Raw genomic sequence first — 6,000 nt, 5'->3', positions numbered from 1 at the left:
CATAGACGTCTGGCACCATTGCGGCAAGTCGACTCATCACTGCTCGGGCCGACGCAGAGGGTTCAGCAATCAACCAGCCCTCAATAACCGGCCATGCGTCGGCAAACGGATCGACTCGTGTTCTCCACCAGTGTTTCGCTGCTGGCTGTTTTCGATGAGTGGGTCGTGCTTCCCCGTCCTTCCACGCCACAGAGAGGTTTGCGAGGAAGACTGCAACGTCCGATGCGTCAGCAGATACCGTTTCGGCACGCACTCCGTGGGCAGCGAGATCGCTCAATATTTGCTGAGCTGTTCGCATCTCTTGCAGCAGTCGCACAGGGTCGAGACCTTTGAACTGCACCTTCAGTTTCTCCTTGATAGCGGGTTCGATGCTGTCGTGCGCCAGAAGCCGATCGCACGGCGTCGCGGGCGCGAAGTAGACCTTGTGCACGCGTGCGCCATCGCGCGTCTTGGACTTTAGCTTGACCGAGGGTTGGAAGAAGTTAATGTATAGCCGCGATGATGCGTACAGCTGCGCTAAGGCATTCCTGGCATCGATGCCACTCAGTCGGCCATAGCCCACCAACCGACGCACGATAGAGCCGTTCTTCTGCTCCACCCACGCTTGATCGTTCTTCTTGTAGGCTCTCGAGCGCGTCTGAACTAGACCTCGTCCCTTGCAGTAATCGAAGACGCTCTGGTTCATGAACGCGCTGTCGTTATCCGAGTCCACCCCAAGCATTGCAAATGGCAGATCGACCGCCGCTTTGTCCAACGCTTCAATGACCAGCATCTGGTTACGCACTCGCATGGCCACGCATTCTGTCCAGCCGGTGGCGATGTCAGTCAACGTGAGCGTGTGAACAAAGTCACCGTCGGTCTTCGGGCCACCGCAGTGTTCGACCATGTCGATTTCAAAGAAGCCGGGTGGCGGATCGCGCCAGTCAGCAAATGTGCGCACCGGGATGCTTCGTCGAATGGCTGCACCTACGCCCTTACGGCGCTTGCGCTGCCCGTCGATGTGCAAACGCGCATCGGCCAACATACGATCGATGGTCGCCGCGCTGATTTGAACGAGCTTCGATTTGACCACGGGATCCAGGTCAAGGTGTCCATGCCGTTCCATGGCATCAACCAACATTGGAATCAGCGCCTTTAAACGCTTGCCGCAAATCCTATCGGCCGCTTCCCACAAAACAATCAATGCTTGGCGCACTGCCTCGTCATAGAGACGATTCCGTGCGGGCGTCCCCTGCGTAGGGGATGCTTTCTTACGCAGCAGCCGTATGGCGTGCTTGCGGTGATACCCAGTCAAAGCTACGAACTCGTCGAGAATCTTGATCCGGTCGCCGAACGCCGCGCTGTTATACCGCAATTGCAATGCTGCAACCAACTCCTTGCGTGTCGTCATGCTGATTTGCCTCGTCACCTCGCGCCGCTCCTGCCGGACAATCCGACCGGTAGCAAACTACATGAGGCAACAGGTCAGCGAAAGTTGCAGTTTTGGTGAGTCAATGCGCCAACGGCCGTAGTTGGCCGCGCTGGTCCCAACTCTGGCGGCCCCCCCTGGATCGCGTGATGATCAACGCAAGCGCCATCAATACAACCGACAAGCCCGAGGCGCCAGCCTGCCAGAAGAGCGGCACGCTGCCAGCGACGGTGGCCGGCATGCCGACCACGATCCAGCGGTCGGTATTCTCACGAAGCGCGATCCATATGACAGCGGTCAGCACACCTTCGAGGTTCAGCAGTAGCGAGGCGATCTCGGCGGATTTATGCGCGAGACGCGCCATCACCAGGAGCGGGCCTACAACGCCTCCTCCGGCGCCTGCGCCGGTGAAACACGGGATCTCGGCGACGCGAAAGGGCGCGGCGCATGCCGACCACGCAAGGTAAAGCAGGGCCGCGAGGCCGAGGCCGCTACCGCAATAGCACGGCGCGGCGCGGCGCGGCCATCATGAGCGCGACCCTGATCTCACCTTGAATATCTCACAGGCTCCAAGCGGACTATGACCGCATCCATTTTACTAACCGGTACCCGGCATAGCCCAAGCCTGCAGCCGCCGCGACCGGAGCCGCAGCTGTAATGACGATACCTGCCGTCATGCCACCCCCCACCAAGCCGCCAATCGCAGCCAAGCCGGAAGTAACGCCTGGCGCACTCAGGCCAGCGACAGTACCGAGCGTTGATACCGCCGCAACCGCCCCACCAGCACCTGCCGCCGTACCAACGCTGCCGCCGACTACCGCGCCCGCAACTTCGGCCGCGCCACTTTCCTTCTTTGACATTTTGAGTCTCCATGGACGTTCATCACATCGCATGATCAAAGCAACCCGACGCATACGCTCGAATTTCGACGCAGCGTTGATTGAATGACGACATAGCGACAGAACTGTAAACGGCAACGTCCGACCAAAACTTGAGGCGCTTCATTCGCGGCGACAATGCGAAATGGATCAATCAACTACTTTCGAAGAGTCAACCGAGATTTACACATCGTGACCATCATCTTCCAGGGTAACCGACAGGCGATACTCCTCCGAGATCTGCGATTCAGGCACGTTGGTCTGGCAGCACGGGCAGTTGATGCGCTTGACCTTCATTTCGGTACGAATCTTCGACATCAACGTCTTGAGCGTCTGTTCACGGATATCAAAGTCGTTCGCGCTCAGGTATGCGGCAAGTTGCACGTAGGTTGCACCCGCGGCGCATTTTTCCTCCAGGATCTCAAACATGGCGCGCACGACGTCGAACTTCGACGGCTCCCTCAGCGGTGTGTATTCCCTCAGCTTCGCCTTCAACATTTCGATGTCGATTTTGCTTGCGCCAGTTGCGCTAGGTTTCCCCGAAACATGTCGCTGACCGCGCGCCATCGCTTCACTCATTGTCGTGCTGTGGTTCCCTTGCATTATCCTTCTCCGTAAAAATTGTCCAATGCGCCGTGACCATCGAGATCATGCAGTTGCATGCGGTATTGACGATTTGTTGACGCCGCAAGTGCGCCCCATTGACGCATTTACGACAAGCGATTGATCGAACGTCCGACGTCGATCAGGCAAGTGAGGGGGGCAAGCTACCGTACCCCGGGGGGAAGCCGGAACGCCTTTCCCGGTAAGGGAAAGAGTTATTTCGGGTATCCCCCTTGCGGCAGTTTCACCCGCGTTCGAGGAGCCGATCGGCCGGCCTACGCGCTCACCTCCCGGCCCTTCTTGCGGGGACGACCAACCGCAGGCTTTTGAGCCGGCATGTGACCGGTGCTGAACAAATTGCATTTAACCGACGGCTTCACATAGACGTATTGACTACGCTTTGCGAGGTACCCGAGCGCACGCATCAGCTTCGCGCGCTTTTCCGTGTCGTGATAGTTCACCTCGCCGATACCCCACAGATCGCCATATTGCGCCTTGAAGCGGTTACAGTTGTGGTAGATGCCACGCCCCGTCGTAATCACATCGACCCAGTATTGACCGATCTGATCGCCCAACCACGCGTCCTTCTTCACCTTCGAACCATCAAAGAAAAACGCGACATGCAGGTGATAACCGCCGATACGAGACCACTCAATGCGCCAGACGTAACCGACCATGTGCTCGAACAGTGAAGGCTTCGAACGCATGTTTTCGAACAGATGCTTGCGATCCTCGATCAGCTCCTTGACGTCAAAGCGCGCCTGCGTTTCCAGCGCGTCGAACTTGATCTCTTTGTCACCATACAAAAACCAGAGATCGTCCCGGTCTTCACGAACCATCGTCTGCTTTGACGCTTCGATTTGTTTCTCGTCAAGGCACGCGATTTTGTAGAGCAGGTCGACACGGACGACCATAAGACGGGCGTGACGCTCGAACAAGGCATCCACGTAGCGGGTCAAGCGCTTGGCGTTCTCATCGATCGCGTTCTGCCAGTCGTTCATCTTCTTCGTGACGTTGACACGAATGCCTTCCTCCCGCAGCATCTTCACAAAGTCATTGAACACTGCTGCTTCAAGACCACCATTGAATGCCGGACGATTCGGATCCTTCAGCGTGCAGTGGCAGATGTCATGATCCGCAAAACAATCGAAAAAGAGCGCGAGCGCCGGCGCATAGTAAAACCGACGCGAATACAGACTGGTCATCATACGGAGCAGGTCAAAGTACTTCGCGAGTGATGATGCCGGTACCGCCTTTTTCTTGCGGTGTTCGATAACGAACTTGAACGGTACCCTCTTCGTACGGAACACCTGATTCACGAATCGCACAACAATGGGCAAACTGCGCGTGCTGGCACTGAGCAGGATCTTTTTGCCGCTCTTATCGTAGACGCAGCTCTGAACGCTACGGAGACTCTCAGCCTCTTCCGTAAGGCAACTATTCTTCTCAACTTCCAGCCAGTTCTCTTTTTCTTTCATCTTCGTTATCTCTCATTCGCTGCTGTCTCTTACAACGATCAGCGGTGTTGATCAGGGAATACGCATGGCGTGTGACAGACGCGCCATGCGGTTGTTGATGTTATTGTTAGATCTCCATCTCTTACGAGTGTCGATCTATAACTTATCTTTATTTGATAAGCCATCCTATCAATTAACCAGAATCAATTGACCAATACATCTCAAGAATCTCCCCACCTTGACGATCGGATTCCGCTGCTCTTTTCGAAGTCAACGTCGCGTTGGCATATACAGAAATATCTTTTCACCGGCACGACGATGACAGCGGATTGCACTGGCGGGTACGATCAGTTGCCGGGCCAGCGGAAGACCGGAAAGAACATTGGATTCAATGCGACCCAGTCCGGCTTGCCCTGACTCTTGACGATGCGGGTGCGATCGTTCGAGCACAACACGATCAGGGCGCGTTGTACGGCCGCCTTGGTCATGCCGAAGTTCGGTGCGAAACTCAGCAGGTCTTTCAGCTTGACCATACCTTCGCCGGTACGGCGCGCAGCCTCGTGCAGAACCTGTTCAAGATACATCGCCTCCTGGTGCTCGCGCGGTACCTGCGGGGTTTCCTGCTTCGGCAGGAAGCGCAGCTTGTACTGTTCGGTAAACCAGAAGCCGATGGTCGCGGCACGCTCCACAGTCTCGGCCGAGATATCGCCGGTGAGACCTTCGAACACCTCGATGCCAGCTGCGAAACGTTGAATGTTTTCGGGCTGACGGGCAGCGTGTTCCGGAAGCATCGCGAGATCGCCGTCCTGCTGACCACGTTGCTGATAGTTGTCGCGAATCTCTTTGAGCAAGCGAATCGCGTCCGGGCGATATTTCTTGAGACCGCGACGCATGCGCTCACCCATGATGTCAATCCAGAGATCTTGCAAACGACGACAGTTGGTGTCCCACATAGCAGTGTCGATTTCGACCTGATTCAGCGAAACCGGGGCGCCGTCGTATTCCGAGAACTGCGTTCGCGTCGCGAGGCCCGTTGTGCGCAGACGGATGCCGTATTTTTCGTCAAACGCGATGCGGACGTGCGGCTGGGTCAGCACCATGCTTGTGAAGCGCGGATCGTGCAGAATGAAGCGGCCCGAAGTGGCGCGATCAACCGTGAACGTATGGCCGTCATATAGCTGGTTACGAACACTCGCGTGCTGCGTCATCGAGCCGGTGCGCGACGAGGTGAATTCGTCGTCGATTTCGTTACCAATCGAATACTCGGTCATCGCCTTGATGATGGCCGGCATGGTTGCGTTGTTCAGCACATGCGTTTGAATACGCGGCCGGCCATCGGCGGAACGGGTTAGTTGATCACGCTGAAACTGGAACATAGGGCCGAAGGCGTAGTTCTTAACTTCCGATTTGCCGCAACCGGACACGCCGCTAACCATGGTGTTAATGCCGAACACACCGATACGGCCGTTCGGCGACGCCATGCTGGCCACGGGATTCGCATAGGCGATACCGGCATGCAGCACGATCGGACCGACAACCTTGGATGGGATGCCAACCACCGAGTGCAGCGGATCGTAGAGCGAGCGCATCTTCGCTTCGAAGGCGTCGCTCGGAAAACGGCTGACATCGATCGGCAGATGGAAGCCGCGACGAT

The 6,000-nt window shown here is 56.7% G+C and carries 5 protein-coding genes; all 5 read right to left on the bottom strand.

Going from position 1 to position 6,000, the window contains the following annotated elements; translation table 11 throughout:
- Positions 1-1,390: integrase catalytic domain-containing protein (locus tag PQQ51_RS31070; RefSeq protein WP_408501026.1), on the bottom strand; the 1,390-nt coding region annotated here is incomplete at its 3' end.
- 100 nt (positions 1,391-1,490) lie between these two features.
- Positions 1,491-1,772 carry a hypothetical protein gene (locus tag PQQ51_RS31065; RefSeq protein WP_408501025.1) on the bottom strand — a complete coding sequence of 94 codons (282 nt, stop codon included), beginning with the start codon at positions 1,770-1,772 and terminating at the stop codon, positions 1,491-1,493.
- 697 nt (positions 1,773-2,469) lie between these two features.
- Positions 2,470-2,889 (bottom strand): hypothetical protein, encoded by a 420-nt coding sequence (locus PQQ51_RS31060; RefSeq protein WP_408501024.1) that lies wholly within the window; start codon positions 2,887-2,889, stop codon positions 2,470-2,472.
- A gap of 275 nt (positions 2,890-3,164) precedes the next feature.
- Positions 3,165-4,367 (bottom strand): YagK/YfjJ domain-containing protein, encoded by a 1,203-nt coding sequence (locus tag PQQ51_RS31055; protein WP_408501023.1) that lies wholly within the window; start codon positions 4,365-4,367, stop codon positions 3,165-3,167.
- 326 nt (positions 4,368-4,693) lie between these two features.
- Positions 4,694-5,935: a DUF3987 domain-containing protein gene (locus PQQ51_RS31050; protein ID WP_408501022.1), complete on the bottom strand. Its 1,242-nt coding sequence runs from the start codon at positions 5,933-5,935 to the stop codon at positions 4,694-4,696.
- Positions 5,936-6,000 lie beyond the last annotated feature (65 nt).

The organism is Paraburkholderia xenovorans, from assembly GCF_046030735.1.
Lineage (GTDB): Bacteria > Pseudomonadota > Gammaproteobacteria > Burkholderiales > Burkholderiaceae > Paraburkholderia > Paraburkholderia xenovorans_A.
Note: the sequence above shows the minus strand (reverse complement) of the source record. Positions and strands in the feature narration are given on the sequence as shown.

Bases quoted from the DNA above. Each gene is read 5' to 3' on its own strand.
- PQQ51_RS31060 (WP_408501024.1), bottom strand. From the start codon at position 2,889: ATGCAAGGGAACCACAGCACGACAATGAGTGAAGCGATGGCGCGCGGT.
- PQQ51_RS31055 (WP_408501023.1), bottom strand. From the start codon at position 4,367: ATGAAAGAAAAAGAGAACTGGCTGGAAGTTGAGAAGAATAGTTGCCTT.
- PQQ51_RS31065 (WP_408501025.1), bottom strand. From the start codon at position 1,772: ATGGCGCGTCTCGCGCATAAATCCGCCGAGATCGCCTCGCTACTGCTG.
- PQQ51_RS31050 (WP_408501022.1), bottom strand. From the start codon at position 5,935: ATGCGCTCGCTCTACGATCCGCTGCACTCGGTGGTTGGCATCCCATCC.